The sequence below is a fragment of the Pseudaeromonas aegiceratis genome (genome assembly GCF_046254905.1).
Lineage (GTDB): Bacteria > Pseudomonadota > Gammaproteobacteria > Enterobacterales > Aeromonadaceae > Pseudaeromonas > Pseudaeromonas aegiceratis.
Genome location: NZ_CP158016.1, coordinates 1520228 through 1535756, shown reverse-complemented (window position 1 = coordinate 1535756; position 15529 = coordinate 1520228). Strand labels below are relative to the sequence as shown.

The following is a 15529-nucleotide window of genomic DNA, read 5'->3' as shown; positions in this document are numbered from 1 at the left end:
TGATCTGGCTCACACGCCGTTTTTGCGCCAGATCAAAGCCCGCCACGCCACATGGCCTAAGGCGGCATCATTAGTATGAGTATGTGATGATGAGGCCTGAAAGCGGCCCTACTTGAGACTCATCAGCCAGCCTAAGCCCTGGCGGATCCCCGCCTCGGGCGCCATGCCGGCCGCCTCGTGCTCCAGGCTGAGCAGGCCGCGGTACTGCCGGGTCTGCAGCGCCCCCAGAAAAGCGCGCCAAAACCCGGCGTCATGGCCTTCACCGGGCAGGCAGAAGCGCCAGCTGCGGGGGCCCAGCCGTTCATCCCGGCCATCCAGCAACCCCCAGCGGGCCTGCAACGCGGGATCCGCCTGCCAGTCCTTGAGATGGACGTGAAACAGGGCCTCCCCCAGCAGATCGACAGCCTGGATGGGATCTATCCCCTGCCACCAGAGGTGCGAAGGATCCAGGTTGGCTCCCAGCGCCGGACCACAGGCCTGCCGCAACGCCAGCAGGGTGCCGGGAGAATGCACCAGGAAGCCGCCATGCAGCTCCAGGGCCAGCCGCACCCCCAGGCGTTCGGCCTTCTGACTCAGGTCTTGCCAGAAGGGGATCAGCGCCTGCTGCCAGACCCGCTGGCAGTAGTCGGCATACTCGTAGGGCCAGCCCACCACGGGCCAGTTGGGCACGCCAGCCTGGCCCCCCACACCGGAGAAGGTCACCAGAGTCGGCACCGCCAGCGTGGCGGCCAGTTCCACCGCCTGGTCCAGTTGCTGGCGATGCAGGCTGGCCAGGGCGGGATCCGGATGCAGCGGATTGACATGGCAGGCCAGGGCGCCGACCTCACAGCCGGCGGCCCGGATCTGCTGCTGCCAGCGTCGGCGCTGCGCTGGCTGGTGCAACAACGCCAGGCGGGGACAGTGAGCTTCGCCCGAGTAACCCCCACAGCCCAGCTCCAGTTGCCGGACCCCCAGGGATTGGGCCAAGGCCAGCACCTCGGCGAGGGAGGCGCTCGACAGGGCCGCGCTGAAGAAGCCCCAGTTCACGGCCGCCCGGCCTGGCAGGCCAGGTCCTGCTGCGCCGCCAGCAGCTCGGCCATCTGCTGGGCGCTCATGGGCCGGGCCAGCAAGAAGCCCTGCACCCGTTCCACCCCCAGGTCAGCCAAAAAGTCCAGCTCCGCCTCCCGCTCCACCCCTTCGGCCACCAGCTGGAGGCCGAAGGCCCGGGCCAGTTGGACGATGGACTGCACTATCGGTTGCTGTTGGGGACGCACGTGGATGTCGGTGACGAAGGAGCGATCGATTTTGAGCACATCCAGCGGGAAGCGGCTCAGGTAGCCCAGGTTGGAGTAGCCGGTGCCAAAGTCATCTATGCTGATGCGCACACCACTGCGGCGCAACTGCTCCAGCTGACGCCGCACCGGAATGGCATTGTCCATGATGACGCTCTCGGTCAACTCCAGCTCCAGCCGATCCGCCGGGTAGGCATGCTGGCGCAGCAGGCTGGCAATCTGCTCATCCAGATCATGCTGGTGTACCTGCAGGGCCGAGAGGTTCACCGCCATGGGCAACATGGGCAGACCGGCCCGGGCCCAGGCGAGATTCTGCACCATGGCCTGCTCCAGCACCCAGTGGCCGATATCCAGTATGATGCGGGACTGCTCCGCCACCGGGATGAACTGACCCGGTGGCACCAGGCCCAGCTCCTCGTTCTGCCAGCGCAGCAGCACCTCCACCCCGACGATGCGGCGGCTGGCCAGGTCAAATTGCGGCTGGAAGTTCAAGAAGAACTCATCCCGTCGCACCGCCTCCTTGAGCTTGCGCTCCATGGCCATGCGGCGCAGGGAGTCGGCACCCAGCTGGGCGTTGAACTCCGCCAGGTGCCCCTTGCCATGGTTCTTGGCGTGATACATGGCGATGTCGGCCCCCCGCACCAGGGCGGAGTAGTCCCGCCCATCCTCCGGGTAGCTGCTCATGCCCATGCTGCAGGTCAGCTCGTAGCAGATGCCGTCCACCTCCAGCGGCTGTTCCAGTTGCCGCCGCAGCAGGTTGCCCTGCTTGATGGCCGCCGACCGGCTGGCGATGCCCCCCAGGATCACCACAAACTCATCCCCCCCCAGGCGGCCCACCGCATCTTCCGCCCCCAGCCCGGCCCGCAGCCGCTCGGCGATCTGGTGCAGCACCTTGTCCCCCACGCCATGTCCCAGGGTGTCGTTGATGTTCTTGAAGTTGTCCAGATCGATGAAGAAGAGCGCCACCCCCTGACCGGCCTGCCGGGCACCCTGCAAGATGGCCTGACAGCGGTGTTCCAGCCCAGGGCGGTTGAGCAAGTCCGTCAGATAATCGTGCATGGCCAGGTGCCGCACCAGATCCTCGGCCGCCTTGCGTTCCGTGATGTCTCGCGCCGTGCCGGCGGTACCCACCACCCGGCCCAGCTGGTCCCGCACCGGCACCTTGATGGTCTCGGCCCAGCCGATCTTGCCCCCCTCGCCTGTGATGATCTCCTCCCGACGCAGCAGGCGGCCACTCTCCATCACCGCCTGGTCGTCCGCCAGGTAGCCCTCCGCCTGACCGGCGCTGGAGAGATCGAAGTCGGTCTGGCCGATGAAGCTGTGGGGATGGCGGCCGAACACCTTGCCAAAATGGGCATTGACGAACTGGAAGCGGCTCTGGGTGTCTTTGACCCAGGTGAGATCGGGAATGCTGTCCATCAGGGCCTGCATGTGCCTCTGGCCCTGTTCCAGGTGTCGATTGCGTCGCCAAAGCGCCAACAAGATGGTGAGAAGGCTGATCAGGATCAGTGATCCTGCAAAAATCATAGGTAACATGCGGCGGTCTCATCCCCAATTGACATGGCTGTTGGCGCCCCGGGTCAGTGAGTTCCCCGGGAAGGACACCCAGCGGTCAGAGGATCGCAGTGCCGCCGCCCATCGTCATGTCTTCCCCTTCAAAGCTGCTGGCAGGGTCACATTAGGCAGCATCGGGACCGCCTGGTTGTGGCGGAACCCGGGTGAGGGGTTGAGTCATCAGCGTCCAATCCATCGGCCGTTTAGCAGTGGAGTACATATCTTCCTCTAATGCAGGCCACAGGAAAGTTAGAATCAACACACAAATCACCGCTGTAGCGCTTGCTTTAGCGGCCAACTAAAAATCAAATGCACATGACAATATCCCCTTGTTGTTTATAGGGTTACAAAAGTAACGAGACGTTCAACCCCACAGCGCCACTCAGGTCTGCGCAGTCCCGATTTTGTTTTGATTTGCCTCAAGGAGCCCCTGTGAACACCCATGCCCAATCGATTGCAGAATCGTCCATGACGCGCCTACCCGGCCGCGCCGTCCAGTGCGGCACGCTACATCGCTGGATCAGCCATTTCAGCTTCAACGGCAAGATGCGCATCCTGCTGGTGTTCGTGATGCTGCTGACCATGATCGGCAACCTGATCTCCGCCAACATCACCCGGGAGGAGATCCGCCAGGTCATCGAAGCGGGGCTGATGCACCAGGTGCAAAGCTATGGCCAGCTGCTGGCGCCCCTGCTGGCCCAGGATCCGGATAACTTTATCAAGCAGGCCACTCCCCTGCTGGAGTCCGCCCGCTGGGGCGAGGGCAAGAGCGGCTACCTGTTCATCACCAACCGGCAGGGGCAACTGCTGGTCTATCCGCCGGATCATGCGCGCCTCGGCAACTATCTCGATCCCGTGCCATTGCAGGACAGTGACGAGAACGTCAACCAGGCCTTCGTGCGCATCGCCAAGTCCGGCCAGGCCGAGCTCATACGTTACCCCTATATGAAGCCCGGCAGTGATCACAAGACCCTGAAGGCGGCCTACGTCTATCCCATGGGGGACTATATGCTGGTCTCCGGCGTCTACCTGGATGCCGCCGACGACGCCTTCTACAGCTACCTCAAGCACAGCGTGGGCATACTGCTGGTGATCCTGCTGGCCCTGGCCCTGCTGGTGGGGCTGTTCGCCCGCACCCTGTCCGCCCAGGTCAAGCAGGCCCTGGCCGGCCTGCAGGCCATCGCCAACAAGAACCTGACCCAGCCCATCCACGCCATCGGGCGGGATGAGTTTGCCACCATCAACCAGGCGCTGGAGAGCACGCGGCTGCAGCTCGCCGGGCTGCTGCATCAGCAGCAGGGCAACGCCCTCTCCCTCTCCGCCGCCTCCAGCCAGCTCAACGACGGCATGCAGGAGGTGGGGCACGCCATCATAGAACAGCGCCAACGGCTGGATAACCTGGCGGCGGCCATGGAGCAGATGGTGACCACCATCCGCGAGGTGGCGCAGAATGCCCAGCACTCGGCGGTCAACGCCCAGGAGACGGACCAGCTGGCCGGCGGCGGCGTCGGCAAGATCGGCAGCACCATACAGGCCATAGAGCGGCTGTCCAGCGACCTGGACTCCAGCGCTCAGTCGGTGAACGAGGTGGAAGACAAGGTGAGCGTCATCAGCTCTGTGGTGGATACCATCAACGGCATCTCGGAGCAGACCAACCTGCTGGCCCTGAACGCCGCCATTGAGGCCGCCCGCGCCGGCGAGCAGGGCCGTGGCTTTGCCGTGGTAGCCGACGAGGTGCGCCAGCTGGCCAAACGGACCCAGCAGGCCACCCGGGAGATTGCCGACATGATCACCGCCCTGCAGCAGCAGACCCGCGAGGCGGTGGACTTGATGCAGACCAGCGTCAAGACGGCCCACCAGGCCAAGGGCGAAGCCGGGGATGCCAGCGAGCGCTTCATGGCCATCGCCCAGCAGACCGGCGAGCTGTCCGAACATAGCGAGATGATCGCCTCCGCCGCCGAGGAGCAGACCCTGGTGGCCAACCAGGTCACCGATGCCCTGGTGGTGATCCGCGATGCGGTGGAAGAGACCGAACACGTGGCCAAGGAGCTAGGCCAGACCAGCCTGGGCCTGCGCCATGCCGCCGAAGGCATGGAGCAGATGGTGATGAGCTACCAGTTGCCCCGCTAGGTGGTTTCCCCCGGATCAAAAACGCCGTCCCAGGACGGCGTTTTTTTATGCAGGCTCCCCGGCCTCGTCCATCGCCACCACCTGGCTCTCCGCCAGGGCCATGGCCTGCCAGTCGGCAAAGTGGGGATCCCCCAGCAGGGTGTCCCGGTAGGCCGCCGCCAGGGGCGGACAGTCGATGCCGTAGGTGGCCAGCCGCGAGGCCACCGGCATAAACATGGCATCCGCCACGCTGTAGCTGCCGAACAGCCAGGGCCCGGCACCGCCATGGGCCTCCCGGCAGGCCTGCCAGAGGGTGAACAGCCGCGCCAGATCCCCTTGGGCCGCCGCCGACAGACTAACCCGGCGCCGGGCGCGGATATTCATGGGCAGCTCGCAGCGCAATGCCATGAAGCCGGCGTGCATCTCGCAGGCCAGGCTCCTAGCCTGGGCCCGCACCAGGGGATCGGCCGGCCACAGATCGGGATTGACGTCGGCGGCATACTCGCAGATGGCCAGCGACTCCCAGAGGGTCTGCTGCGGCAACACCAGCAGGGGCACGGTACGCCCGCCCCCCAGGGCCGCCACCTGTGGATGAAATTCCGGGGTGTCCAGCCAGAGTTTTTTGAGTTCAAAGGCGATGCCGGCATGGCGCAGGGCCATGAAGGGACGCAGGGACCAGCTGGAATAGTTGCAGTTGCCAATCACCAGGCAGGGTAGGCTCATCGGGACTCCTTGTCGGTTTAGCCCGTGGAATGGAACCCCTATCCTGCGCCATTGGACGGCGGGATCAACCCGGAAAACGCAGGGAAATGACATAAAAAACCCCGCCGAAGCGGGGTGTCATCAAGTCTTGTCGCGCTATGGGCTTACAGCACCTTGGCGATGGCCTGGCATAGGGGGCCGATATTGGCCTGGGTGATCCCCGCCACGCTGATCCGGCCTGAGCCGACGATGTAGACGCCGAACTCGCTCTTCAGGCGCCCCACCTGCTCCTTGGACAGACCGGAGAAGGAGAACATGCCGTTTTGCTCGGTCATGAAGCTGAAGTCCTGGCTCACGCCTTCGGCCTTCAGGGTGGCGACAAACAGCTCGCGCATCTTCCAGATGCGATCCCGCATCTCCTTCACCTCCTCGCTCCACAGGGCCCGCAGCGTCGGATCCTTGAGCACGGTCGTCACCACGGCGGCGCCGTGGGCCGGCGGGTTGGAGTAGTTGGCGCGTATGGTGGCCTTGACCTGGCTGAAGGCCACCTGGGCCACCTGGGCGCTGTCGGTCACCAGGGTGAAGGCGCCGACCCGCTCGTTGTACAGGCCGAAGTTCTTGGAGAAGGAACTGGCCACCAGCATCTCGCGATGATAGCGGGTGAACAGCCGCAGACCGGCGGCGTCCTCGTCCAACCCCTGGCCAAAGCCCTGATAGGCGAAGTCGAAGAAGGGCAGCAGCTGCTTGTCGGCACAGAGCTTGGCCAGGGTTTCCCACTGTGCCAGGGTCGGGTCTATGCCGGTGGGGTTATGGCAGCAGCCGTGCAGCAGCACCACATCCCCGGGGGCCGCCTGGCTCAGATCCGCCACCATGCCGTCAAAGTCCAGGCCGCGGGTCACCGGGCTGTAGTAACGGTATTCGGCGGTATCCAGGCCGGCGGCGCCAAACACCTGGAAGTGGTTGACCCAGGTGGGGTTGGAGATCCACACCTTGCGGGCGATCTTCTGACGGGAGAGGAACTCGGCGCCGATGCGCAGGGCACCTGTGCCCCCCGGGGCCTGGGCGGTGCGGGCCCGCTGGCTGGTCAGGATCTCGTGGTCGGCACCAAACAGCAGGATCTGAACCTGCTGGCCATACTCGGCGGTGCCTTCGATGGAGAGGTAGTTCTTGGTCTTTTCCGTTTCCAGCAGGATCTGCTCGGCCTGCTTGACGCAACGCAGGATCGGCGTCTCGCCAGCTTCGTTCTTGTAGATGCCGACCCCCAGATTGATCTTGTCGGTGCGGCTGTCGTTACGAAACTCTTCGGTCAATCCCAGAATGGGATCCGCGGGCGCGGCGGTTACCTTCTCAAACATGTTATTCCCTGTCCTGTAGGTGAGAGTGGGCTCGTCTTGCGGGCACAAGCCGAGAAACTCGGTACGGCCCGACTGTTATACCACCCGCGAGGGTGGCAAAAAATGCTTTTCATCACGTCTGACCGCCCCTTGCTCAGCCCTGCAGCTGCCACTGTTGGCCCAGACAGTAGGCCTCCAAGGGCAGCCAGCTGCCGCTGTCGATCAGGGGCGCCAGCAGGGCCGCCAGGCCGCTGCCCAGGGCCGTGGCCGACCAGCGCAGGTCCCCCGGCAAGGGCAGGGCATAGTGGCGGACAAAATCGCTCCAGCGTGCCGGCAGGGCCAGCTGCAGCGGACGACCCAGGGCCTCGGCCAGGGTCTGGGCCTGGGCCAGGGCCAGGGGATGCAGATCCCCCACCTGCCCCCAGGCCACCCCCGGGGTCATGGCCTGCATGAAGCGGGTCGCCAGCGCCGGACACTCGGGCGGCGACAGCAACAGCAGTTGGCCGCTCTCCTGGGGCAGGCTGACAAAGCCGCTGCGCCGGCTCACGGTGAGCACCCGCAGGGCCGGCGCCTGGGCCCACAGCAGCTTGGTGAGCCGGGCCAAGGCCGGCTCGGGCAGGGCCAGCTCCCCCAGGGTGGCCAGGCTGGGGGCGGCATCCAGCATGCCGCCCTCGCTGAAAAACAGGCTGAAGGGCACAGAGGATCGCAGCCGCAGCAGACCATCCTGACTGGGCGCGATGCCGGACTCGGCCAGCACCGTCAGCTCCGCCTCGGGCCAGGCATGCAGGCGGTCGCCGTGCAGCAAGGCACCCAGCACCTGGCGGTGGCAGCGGGCCGGCAGCTCCAGCCCCAGGGCCTGCAGGCGCGCCTCGGCGCTGCCGGCGGCCAGGATCTGCTGCTCGGTCTGCAGCTGGCCCAGCCGTTGACGGCCCAGGGGGGTGAGGCGATAGAGGCCCTCCCCCAGATCCTCCGCCAGCCCCTGCTCCTGCCACAGGGCCAGCTGCAGCAGGGCCCAGCGCTTGCGCACCCGTACCGGCTCATCCCCTAGCAGGGCCGCCACCAGCAAACGGGTACCATCGTGTTCCAGTGCCTCGTGCATGCCTTCCCTGCCCTTCCTTAGCCTGCCTCAGATCCCTTGCCATAAAAAAAGGGGCCACCAGCCCCCTCTATCACGCGTTCAGACGCACCTCGTCGCCGCTGGCATAGCCGAAACCACGCAGCCCCACCACGTGCACCTGTTCGTGTTGGCCGTGCACCTTGCGGATCAGCTTGTAGGTGGTGCCCTTCTCCGGGCTGATGTTCTCCGGCGCGGCGATGAGCAACTGCATGTCCTGCCGCTCGCACAGCTCGAACAGGGTGGCGATGGACTTGGCATCCAGCCGCGCCGCCTCGTCGAGGAACAGCAGGCGGCAAGGTTGCATCTCCTTGGCCCGCAGCCGCTTGGCGTCCTCTTCCCAGCTCTGCAGCACCATCAGCAGGATGGCCTGGCCGGTACCGATGGCCTCGCCGGTGGACAGGGCGCCGCTCTCGGCCCGCAGCCAGCCGTCTACCCCCCGCTGCACCTCGATCTCCAGCTCCAGGTAGTTGCGGTAGTCCAAGAGCGCCTCCCCCAGCACCTGATAGGAGCGCTCGCCCTGATCGATGTGGGGGTTCAGGCGGCCGAACAGCTTGGCCATGGCTTCGGAGAAGCTCATCTGGTTGTCGGCAAACAGGTCCTGGTGCAGGGTCGCCTGCTCCCCCAGGGCGCTCAGCAGTCGGCCATAGGCCTCCCGCACGTTGACGTTGAGCCGCACGCCGTGCACCTGCCCAAAGGCGATGTTCTGCAGCCCCTGGTTGAGTACCCGGATGCGGTTCTGCTCCCGGCGGATGATGTTGTTGATCTTGGCCGCCACCTCGGTGGAAGAGAGGGACAGGTGGGTCTCCCGTTGCTTCAGCTCCTCGGCCAGCCGCGACAGCTCGATCTCCATCTCTTCGATGGCTTCCACCGGATCGTCCGAGCGGATGATGTCGTGACGGATCCGCTCCTTGAGGTAGCGGTAGACGGTCACGTAGAAGGCCACCTTCTGGGCCGTGTTGCGATTGCCCTCGGACAGCCGCAAGGTGTCCCGCAGTTCCTCGTCGTGGGCCACCGCCAGGCGCAGGGCACCCAGGGCCTTGTCGGAGATGGAGCGCAGCTCGTCGCCGTCCAGATAGGCCAGCTCGCGGCGGTTGAGGCGCTTCTCCACGTCGTTGTCCCGGGCCAGCCGCACCACCTCGTTCCAGTTCACCTTGTGCTGGATCAAGGCCTTGCGGGCGGTCCTGTAGTCCTTACCTTCCAGCAGCAGGCGCTGGCTCAGGCTGTCTATGTCCCGACGGCAGACCTGGAACTGGGCCTCGGCCTGGGTGCGGCGGGTACGGGTGCGCACCAGCTGCTCCTCCACCTGACGCTTGTGCTCCCGGGCCTTCTCCTCCATGTCGGCGGCCACCTGCAGCCCCATGGCGGAGAGCTCCTGGCGGAACTCCTCCAGGGTCTGGCGCTTGGCCTCGAAGCTCGATTGCAGGGCGGTCTTCACCTGCATGGCCTCGGTGAAGCGGCCCTGGATCTGCTGATGCTGCTCGGCGGCCTGCCGGCGGGTCAGCTCGGCCTGGGCCAGCTTCTCCTTGAGGCGCTCGCTGATCTGGGAGGTTTCCCCCAGCATGGACTCGGCATCGGCATAGGCCAGGTGAGGCACCCGCCCCTGCAGCTCGTCCAGGGCGAAGCTCTGCCGACGCAGCAGGCTCAGCTGTTGCTCGGCCTGCTGCAGTTGTTCCTGCAGCGCCTCTATCCCCTGGGGATCTTCCTTGAGCAGGTGCTGTTGCTCGGCCAGTTTGAGCAGGGCAGCGCCGTGACGGGCCAGCCACTGCTGGGCCTCGTCCAGCTGGGCCTGCTGGGCACGCAGCTGAGCCAGCTGCTCATCCAGGTCCCCCTGGGCCAGCAGGTGCCATTGCGGCTCGAGTCTTTGCAACCGGGTGAGCCGCTGGCCCTGCTGCTGCAGGGCGGCTTGCAGCTGACCCTGTTGCTGCTGGGCCTGCTCCAGCTGGCCTTGCCACTCCCGCAGCTGGGCCTGCTTGATGGCCAGCTCCTCTTCGGGATCGGGCAGGAAGGCCACGTTCTGGTGTTCGGCGATAAACTGGCTGAAATGGTGATAGGTGCGGGAGCGCTTCTGCTGCTCGAAGGCCAGCTTGGCATGCTCCTCGATGAGGGCCTCCCGCTCGCTCTCCAGCGCCGCGATACGCTGCTCCCGGGCCGCCCGGCCAAACTGCGGCTGGTGCGGGAAGCGCGAATAACGCAGCTGACGATCGCTGGCGCGCACCACCAGGGCCTGACCCCGCTCGCTGGCCTCCAGCAGATCCTCGTCGAAGGCATCTGGGTTGCCCTGGATGAGGTAGATGTCCTCCGGCAGATCGTCGAGGCCACCCAGGGTGGTGACGGCGGCGTCCAAGTCCGCCACGACGATGGCGTTGCGCGCCGGGCCGTAGAGGGCGGAGTAATAGGGGGCGTCTTCCAGGCTGATGTCATCGTAGACGTCGCTCAGCAGGGTGCCGTGCAGCTGCTCGGCGATGCGCAGCAAGCCTTCGTCGGCGGCACCACCCACGTTCTGCAGCCGGCGGATCTGGCTCTCCAGTGACAGCTTGCGCTCATGCAGCTTGTTCTTGCTGGCCTCGGTGGCCCGTTCGGCCTCCAGGGTCTTGTGCATGGCCTGGCTCACCGCCTGGGGGTTTTCCAGGGCTTCACCGCACAGCTCACGCAGCTTGTCGAGCTTCTCCTGGGCGATGAGGTAGGCCGGCGCCAGCTTGCGCAGGGTCTCGATACGCTCCTGAGTAGGCTGCAGCCGCTGCTGGACACCGATGCGTGACTCGGCGGCCTCCCGCAACCGGCCCTGCACATCCTCCTGGGCCGCCTGGGTCAGCTCGATGGCCAGGGCCAGGTCCGCCTCGCTGGCCAAGGGTTGACCCAGGGCCTGGGACAGCTCGCTCACCTCGGCCTGCAACCGGCTGCGTTGCTGCTGGTTGCGCTCGGCCTCCTGCAAGGCGCGCACTATGGCCTGGCCGCGGGCCTGTAGCTGACGGGCCTCGTCGGCTTGCTTGAGCAGGGCCTGACTCTGGCTCCAAGCCTCGCTGCGGGCCACAGGCCCCGCGATGCCGGTGAGCAGGGCCAGGGCCGATTCATACTGATCGGCGGCGGCGCGGGCCAGGTTGAAGCGCTGCTGCAGCGCCAGCAAGGCCTCGGTCTGGGCCTGCTCCTGGTGCTTGGCCTGCTGCTGGAAGTGACCCAGGGTCTCGGGCTCCAGCTGCGGCAGATTGCACAGCTCCCGGGCCGCCTGCAGGGCCTGACGGGCCTGACGGTACTGGATGGCGCGGGTCTGCTGCACATCCAGGGCCTGCTGGTAGTCGGCCAGCTGGCTCTTGAGGCTGTCCACCTCCGCGTCGGCCTGGCCCTTGCGCCCTTCCAGTTCGGCCTTCTGTTCGGCGATCTCCTCGCCGATGGCCAGCTGTTCTTCCAAACGCTGGCTCAAGTCCGTCACGTCCTCGACGTACTGGGCAATCTTGCCGTTCAGCGCCACGGCGTTGATCACCTTGGCCAGGTGCTCGGAGGCCACCTCCAGCTCGTCGGTGAGCTGGGTCTCCCGGGCACTCATCTGCTCCACTTCATCCGCCAGGTAGATGGCGCGCTGCTTTTCCTCCCGCACCAGGCGGTGTTTGTCCTGCAGCTGACGGCGCCAGTGCAGGGCGCCCTCGGAGAGCCGGCTCTTCTCGGCGCTGTTGCGCACATAGTCCGCCGCCACGTAGTGGGTGGTTTCTGTGATGAGGTTGCGGAACAGATCCCGCTGGCCCTGGGTCTCGCGGATGGCGTCCAGGGTGCGGCGGTTTTCGTAGATGGCGGCCTCCATGTCCTGGAAGGCCTTGCGCACCCCTGAGTTCTCCGGCAGCAGGTATTCCCGCAGGGAGCGGCTGATGGACGAGGAGATGCCGCCGTACAGGGAGGCCTCGATCAGCCGGTAGAAGCGCGCGCGATCCTTCTGATCCCGCAGCTTCTTGGGGGTGATGCCGTACTCGAACATGAAGTTATGATAATCGGTCACCGAATTGAACTTGGCCACCTTGAGGGCCCCCAGCTCGGCGGCGGCCTTGCGCAGATCGGCGAAGGCCCGCACCTTGGCCTTGCCGTCGTCCAGCCGCTCCAGCAGCAGATCCGTGGGGGCCACCTCGGCCGGCACATCCAGCATGGCGAAGGGGGTGATGTTGACCTTGTTGTCCCGGTTGGCCACCTGCTCCAGGTGGACGCCCACCCAGATGCGCTGCTCCCGGGAGTTCACCACGTCCAGCAGTGCGTAGCAGTGGCCGCGCTTGAGCTTGCCGTAGAGCCCCTTGTCGCGGCTGGCGCTGGAGCTGCCCGCCTCCGTGGTGTTGCGAAAATGCAAGAGCGACTGGTCTGGGATGAGCGCCGTGATGAGGGCCGCCATGGAGGTGGACTTGCCCGCGCCGTTGCCGCCGGAGAGGGTGGTCACCAGGGCGTCCATCTCGAAGGTCCGGGCAAAGAAGCCGTTCCAGTTCACCATGGTGAAGGATTTGATCTTACCGCGCATGCTCATACATCCAGCCCCAGTTGTTCTTCTTCCATCTCGTCTTCATGCTCGTCCAGCAGGTGTTCGCTGGTGGGCAGCTCATCGTCGTGCAGTATCGCCTCCCCTTCGCGGATCATCCGCAGCTGCACCTCGCGGGGATCCTCGTCGCCCCGCACGTCGGCGCCAAAACGGAACACCGATTCGTTGATGCGAAAGCGATCCCCGGTGCCCAGGGCGGTGACCATGCCCAGGCGCTTCAGGCGCCGCAGGGTGGTGCGCAGCCGCTCCAGCAACCGGCGCTTGTCCAGATCCGAGCCGCCGCTGCGCTGATGCACCATGCGCAATAGCTGCTGCTCGTCCGCCAGGGTCAATATCTCCTCCTGCAGATCCGCCAGGTTGAAGATACCTTCGTTGGCCAGCCGATCCGGACTCAGGTAGAGGTAGCAGAGTACCTTGCCCACCAGCATATCCAGCTCGGAGAGCACAGAGGTGGCGATGTCGGAGCTGGGCCGCGGCCGCAGGTAGAAGAAGCCTTCCGGCGCCTTGATAAGCTCAGCGGCATAGCGGGCATAGAAGACATCCAGCTCGCCGTGGAACTCCAGCAGGTAGGAGTGGTTGTCCAGATCGTCGGCACTGATGTGCCGACCGCTACGCAGGGCGGTGTCCAGCTTGGGAAACAGGGGATTGGCAATGGCCTGGGCCAGTCGCAGCCCCATGGGGAATTCAGTATTGGTCAATGACATGGGCCTGTACCTTAGCACCGGTTTCGTTGATGGGTTTCCACTTGGGCTGCTTGAAGCCGTCCAGCTCCGCCTCGGCATGGCCCAGGCGGATAGCTTCGTCCACCAGCATGCGGGTGACGTCGAAATGCTGGAACTGGGGATAGGCCTGCAGGTACTCCCGCAGCACCTCGGCCAGATCCAGTGGCTTGCCCTGGTCGCGGAACACCGCCAGGTGGGCCTGGATCCGCTCGGTGAGGGCGTTGCCCAGATCCTGCATCTGCTGGTATTCCAGCTCCTCGGGCACCTCGCCCGTGACCTCGTCGCCGTGCAGCGCCAGGGTCTCGTCCCGCAGCTCCAGCAGCCGGTGCTCCTGGGCCACCCGCAGCAGCCAGTTGTGCTGGTCGAAGTCGCGGATGGAATCCCGCAGCCGCTGGCTGAAGGCGCGGTGCTTGTCCATGTCGATGGCGGTGCGGATGAACTTGTGCACGTGGCGGTCGTAGCGGGCCCACAGCTCGATGCACTGCTGGCCCCAGCTGATGATGGCGTCGATCCGTCCCTGCAGGCTGTGGGTCAGATCCGCCACATGGAACAGCTCGTCACGGCCCTGGCAGGCCTCTTGAATGTTGAGCAGCCCTTCTTGCAGCTGATGGCCCGCCGCATCCAGGGTGTCCTGCAGCTCTTTGAGGGTTTGCCCGGTCTCATGCAGCAGCTGCTCGCAGCTGTGAATGGCCTGGGTCCAGTTGAGGTTCAAGAGCTCGGCGATCTGGGCCTTGACGTGGTTCTGCTGCTCGTCCATGGCCCGCTGGGTGAGATCGATGCGCCCCAGTATCTCCTCCACGGAGAACTTGAGCCGCGGGTAGACCTGCTGGTTCCACTGTTCAATATCGTCCGCCTCCAGAGCCGAGTGATAGCTCTTCTCCAGCTCGCCGGCCACCTGCTCCAGCAGCAAGGAGAGCTTGATGGTGCTCACCTCCCGCTGTTCGGCGAAGAATTCGACGATGGACACCGCCAGCCGGGTCAGCCGGTAGAGGCTCTCGCCGGCGGTGGGATCGGCGTTGAAGCGCGACAGCAGCTTCTGGCGCACCAGTTCGTTGATGGCGTTGTTGGCCCGGCTGGTGACCGTCTCGTCCACCTGGCCAAACACCTGGCTCACATAGCCGAAGGCATCGTGCAGGGCCGCCTCGGTCAGCTCCTGGCTCAGATCCCCCTTGGAGAGGGCCGAGATGGCGATGAGAAAGGCCAGACGGTCGTTGGGCAGGTTCAGCGCCAGCCCCTCCTGCCTGACCCAGCCCACCAGCTCGGGCAGGGTGCGGGATTGCTCTGTCATGCTCTCTTGGTACTCGATTGGTTATCTGTGTTGTTCTGTGTGGCCGCTGACGGCGGCCAGGGTGCCGCCGTCGGACGCCGGGCCATCACGTGGACGTAGCGCCCCAGGGAAACAAAGGGTTCCTGGCGGCAGTAACGCTGCTCCATGGCCAGCAGATCGTCGAACTTGGTCACCTGATCCGTCTTGTGGCGCATGTAGTCATGGATGACCCGCACCCCCGTCTTGCCCAAGATCCTCAGGCCGGCGTCCGTCAGCCAGCCATAGACGGCCTCGGGCTCCTGGGGATTGGTGGGGGTCAGCTTCTGCTTGCGCCGCTTGACCAGGCCAGCCCGGATGTAGTCGAAGTTGCCCACCACCAGGCTCTGAAACAGCAGGGCCTGCCGGTTGTAAAACATCAAGGAGAGGATCCCTTCGGCCGCCAAAAAACCGAGCAAGGATAACAGGGTGTCCCGCGGCGCGCTGAGCCATTCCAGCACGGCGTGACACAAGATGAGATCGAACTCACCCTCCAGCTGGGCCGGCAGATCCTGAATGGCACAGTGGATGAGCCGCACCCGGTCGCTGAGCCCCTGCTCGGCCAGCTGGCGCGCTGCCTCGTCCAGCATGTCGGCGGAGAGATCGCACAGCACCACCTGGTGCCCCAGAGCCGCCAGCTTCTGGCTGAAGAAGCCAAAGCCGCCGCCGGCATCCAGAATGCGCAGGGGACGCTGAGGCAACTGCGCCAGGCAGGCCTGCAGATCCTGCCACACCACGGCGGCGCGGATCCGCCCCTTGCCGGTGCCATAGATGTTCTGGGCAAATTTTTGCGCCAGGCCATCGAAGCTCTGATCGGCTTGGCGCTCGTCGGCTAGGGCTTTATCCGCTTGGCTCTGATCCCGCTGCAAAATCTTGGGTTCCCCTCAGGTGACTAGCCGGCTATTCTGGC

General features: G+C 65.4%; 10 protein-coding genes. 1 reads left to right on the top strand and 9 read right to left on the bottom strand.

Features of this window, described 5'->3' with window-relative positions; all coding sequences use genetic code 11:
• Nucleotides 1-108: 108 nt before the first annotated feature.
• Entirely contained in the window at nt 109-1026 is a 918-nt protein-coding gene (locus tag ABHF91_RS07270) for a sugar phosphate isomerase/epimerase family protein (RefSeq protein ID WP_409422788.1), read from the bottom strand.
• A complete protein-coding gene (locus tag ABHF91_RS07265) occupies nt 1023-2702 on the bottom strand; it encodes an EAL domain-containing protein (RefSeq protein WP_409422787.1) in 1680 nt (559 codons plus the stop codon). Before ABHF91_RS07265 ends, ABHF91_RS07270 begins: the two co-directional genes overlap by 4 nt.
• A 591-nt stretch (nt 2703-3293) precedes the next feature.
• Here ABHF91_RS07265 and ABHF91_RS07260 point away from each other — a divergent pair.
• Entirely contained in the window at nt 3294-4955 is a 1662-nt protein-coding gene (locus tag ABHF91_RS07260) for a methyl-accepting chemotaxis protein (RefSeq protein WP_409422786.1), read from the top strand.
• A gap of 45 nt (nt 4956-5000) precedes the next feature.
• Here the strand turns inward: ABHF91_RS07260 and ABHF91_RS07255 are convergent, their stop codons facing one another.
• The 7 genes from ABHF91_RS07255 to cmoM all read right to left on the bottom strand — a co-directional run bounded on the left by ABHF91_RS07255 (nt 5001) and on the right by cmoM (nt 15488).
• Entirely contained in the window at nt 5001-5657 is a 657-nt protein-coding gene (locus tag ABHF91_RS07255) for a glutathione S-transferase (RefSeq protein ID WP_409422785.1), read from the bottom strand.
• Nucleotides 5658-5800: 143 nt separating this feature from the next.
• Nucleotides 5801-6991, bottom strand: a complete 1191-nt coding sequence (locus tag ABHF91_RS07250) for an amino acid aminotransferase (RefSeq protein ID WP_409422784.1) — start codon at nt 6989-6991, stop codon at nt 5801-5803.
• 133 nt (nt 6992-7124) lie between these two features.
• Nucleotides 7125-8069: a hypothetical protein gene (locus ABHF91_RS07245; protein WP_409422783.1), complete on the bottom strand. Its 945-nt coding sequence runs from the start codon at nt 8067-8069 to the stop codon at nt 7125-7127.
• Nucleotides 8070-8139: 70 nt separating this feature from the next.
• The gene (gene mukB, locus ABHF91_RS07240) at nt 8140-12582 is read right to left on the bottom strand and encodes a chromosome partition protein MukB (protein WP_409422782.1); all 4443 of its coding nucleotides are present in this window, start codon (nt 12580-12582) and stop codon (nt 8140-8142) included.
• Nucleotides 12579-13298: a chromosome partition protein MukE gene (gene mukE, locus ABHF91_RS07235; RefSeq protein ID WP_409422781.1), complete on the bottom strand. Its 720-nt coding sequence runs from the start codon at nt 13296-13298 to the stop codon at nt 12579-12581. The genes mukB and mukE overlap by 4 nt, the downstream gene beginning before the upstream one ends.
• Complete coding sequence (gene mukF / locus ABHF91_RS07230) at nt 13279-14604, bottom strand: chromosome partition protein MukF (RefSeq protein ID WP_409422780.1); 1326 nt, start codon at nt 14602-14604, stop codon at nt 13279-13281. The genes mukE and mukF overlap by 20 nt, the downstream gene beginning before the upstream one ends.
• Nucleotides 14601-15488: a tRNA uridine 5-oxyacetic acid(34) methyltransferase CmoM gene (gene cmoM / locus ABHF91_RS07225; protein ID WP_409422779.1), complete on the bottom strand. Its 888-nt coding sequence runs from the start codon at nt 15486-15488 to the stop codon at nt 14601-14603. The genes mukF and cmoM overlap by 4 nt, the downstream gene beginning before the upstream one ends.
• Nucleotides 15489-15529 lie beyond the last annotated feature (41 nt).

What these genes read in the sequence shown, in the direction of transcription:
- ABHF91_RS07265 (WP_409422787.1), bottom strand. Translation starts at nt 2,702, where the DNA reads ATGCAGGCCCTGATGGACAGCATTCCCGATCTCACCTGGGTCAAAGAC.
- ABHF91_RS07260 (WP_409422786.1), top strand. Translation starts at nt 3,294, where the DNA reads ATGACGCGCCTACCCGGCCGCGCCGTCCAGTGCGGCACGCTACATCGC.
- ABHF91_RS07255 (WP_409422785.1), bottom strand. Translation starts at nt 5,657, where the DNA reads ATGAGCCTACCCTGCCTGGTGATTGGCAACTGCAACTATTCCAGCTGG.
- ABHF91_RS07250 (WP_409422784.1), bottom strand. Translation starts at nt 6,991, where the DNA reads ATGTTTGAGAAGGTAACCGCCGCGCCCGCGGATCCCATTCTGGGATTG.
- ABHF91_RS07245 (WP_409422783.1), bottom strand. Translation starts at nt 8,069, where the DNA reads ATGCACGAGGCACTGGAACACGATGGTACCCGTTTGCTGGTGGCGGCC.
- mukB (WP_409422782.1), bottom strand. Translation starts at nt 12,582, where the DNA reads ATGAGCATGCGCGGTAAGATCAAATCCTTCACCATGGTGAACTGGAAC.
- mukE (WP_409422781.1), bottom strand. Translation starts at nt 13,298, where the DNA reads ATGTCATTGACCAATACTGAATTCCCCATGGGGCTGCGACTGGCCCAG.
- mukF (WP_409422780.1), bottom strand. Translation starts at nt 14,604, where the DNA reads ATGACAGAGCAATCCCGCACCCTGCCCGAGCTGGTGGGCTGGGTCAGG.